Origin of the sequence: Nostocoides vanveenii (genome assembly GCF_039531165.1) — a bacterium.
Lineage (GTDB): Bacteria > Actinomycetota > Actinomycetes > Actinomycetales > Dermatophilaceae > Nostocoides_A > Nostocoides_A vanveenii.
On record NZ_BAAAPN010000078.1, the window covers coordinates 1 to 1,642 of the forward strand.

Below are 1,642 nucleotides of genomic sequence, written 5' to 3' on the forward strand. Positions count from 1 at the left end.
CTTAGGCCACTTTCGCCGCCTGCTCGGGTCGGCGATGGGTTGACCTGCAGGTTTGTGGTCGCGACGGTCGGGATTTGTGCACTAGCCGGGGGTCCTATCGTGTCCTCGTGGCCCCGTACGTGCGCACTGTGAAGACCTCGTCGGGGGCGATGGCGGTGCAGATCGTGTTCTCGAACCGGCGAGGCGCCCGGACGATGGGGCACATCGGGTCGGCGCACACGCAGGCCGAGCTGGAGCTGTTGAAGGCGGCCGCGCGGCAGAAGCTGGCCGCCGGGCAGGGCGAGCTCGACCTCGGCCTGAGCGGCTTGGCGCCGCGGCAGGGTGGCCCGTTGCCGATCACGTCCTCGCGGATGGGGCACTTGTGGGACGCGCTCGAGCACGCCTACCGGGTCCTGGGGTTCGAGGTCGCGGCCGGCGACGAGGTGTTTCGGGGGCTGGTGCTGGCGCGGATCATCGAGCCGACCTCGAAGCTGGACTCGGCCCGGGTGTTGGAGGAGGTCGGCGTGAGCGCGCCGGCCTACCGGACGGTGACCCGGCGCCTGCCGGTCTTCGCGCAGGAGGACTTCCGCAGGAAGCTGGCGGCCGCGTGCGCTCGGCAGGCCGGGCTCGGCCCGGCCAGCCTTGTCCTGTACGACGTGAGCACGCTCTACTTCGAGACCGACGCCGGTGACGGGTTCCGCGAGCCAGGCTTTTCCAAGGAACGCCGGCTCGAGCCGCAGATCACCATCGGGCTGCTGACCGACCACACCGGCTTCCCGCTGATGGTCGAGGCGTTCGAGGGAAACAAGGCCGAGACCCTCACGATGATCCCGACGATCCAGGCGTTCATGGCCGCGCACGGCCTGCCGGACGTGACGATCGTCGCGGACGCCGGGATGGTGTCCGAGGCGAACAAGAAGGCGATCGAGGCCGCCGGCCTGTCGTTCATCATCGGAGCGAGGATCCCCCAGGAGCCGTACGTCATCACCGCCTGGCGGAAGCGACACCCCGACGCCGAGATCCCGGACGGGCACGTCTTCACCCAGCCCTGGCCGGCCGGCCCGACCGATGCCCGCCGCGACCACACGTTCTACTACCAGTACAAGCACGACCGGGCCCGGCGCACCCTGCGCGGGATCGACGAGCAGGTCGCCAAGGCCGAGAAGGCCGTCAAGGGCCAGACGCCGGTCAAACGGAACCGGTTCGTCACCCTCACCGGGGCCAGCAAGTCCGTCAACCGTGCGCTGGAGGCCAAGGCCAGGTCGCTGGCTGGGATCAAGGCGTACGTGACCAACCTCGACCCCGCCGTCGCTGACGCCGACTTCGTCATCGGCGCCTACCACCGGCTCTTCCAGATCGAGCGGAGCTTCCGGATGTCCAAGCACGACCTGCAGGCCCGCCCGATCTTCCACCACAAGCGCGAGAGCATCCAGGCGCACCTGAGCGTCGTGTTCGCAGCGTTGGCTGTGAGCAGGTGGGTCGAGGACCAAACCGGCTGGAGCATCAGGAAATTCGTGCGGACCGCCCGCCGCTACCGCACCATCGAGATCCAAGCCGGCGAGCAGACCATCACCGCCGAGGAACCGCTACCCGACGACCTCGCGGCCGCTCTGAACGCCATCCACCGTGTCCGGGTTGCGCACTAATTTGGCCGAACTCAGGC

General features: G+C 68.9%; 1 protein-coding gene. It reads left to right on the plus strand.

Features of this window, described 5'->3' with window-relative positions; genetic code table 11:
* The first annotated feature begins 149 nt into the window (after nt 1–149).
* The gene (locus tag ABD209_RS15585; RefSeq protein ID WP_425564697.1) at nt 150–1,625 is read left to right on the plus strand and encodes an IS1634 family transposase; all 1,476 of its coding nucleotides are present in this window, start codon (nt 150–152) and stop codon (nt 1,623–1,625) included.
* Nucleotides 1,626–1,642: the final 17 nt, after the last annotated feature.

Bases quoted from the DNA above. Each gene is read 5' to 3' on its own strand.
- ABD209_RS15585 (WP_425564697.1), top strand. From the start codon at position 150: ATGGCGGTGCAGATCGTGTTCTCGAACCGGCGAGGCGCCCGGACGATG.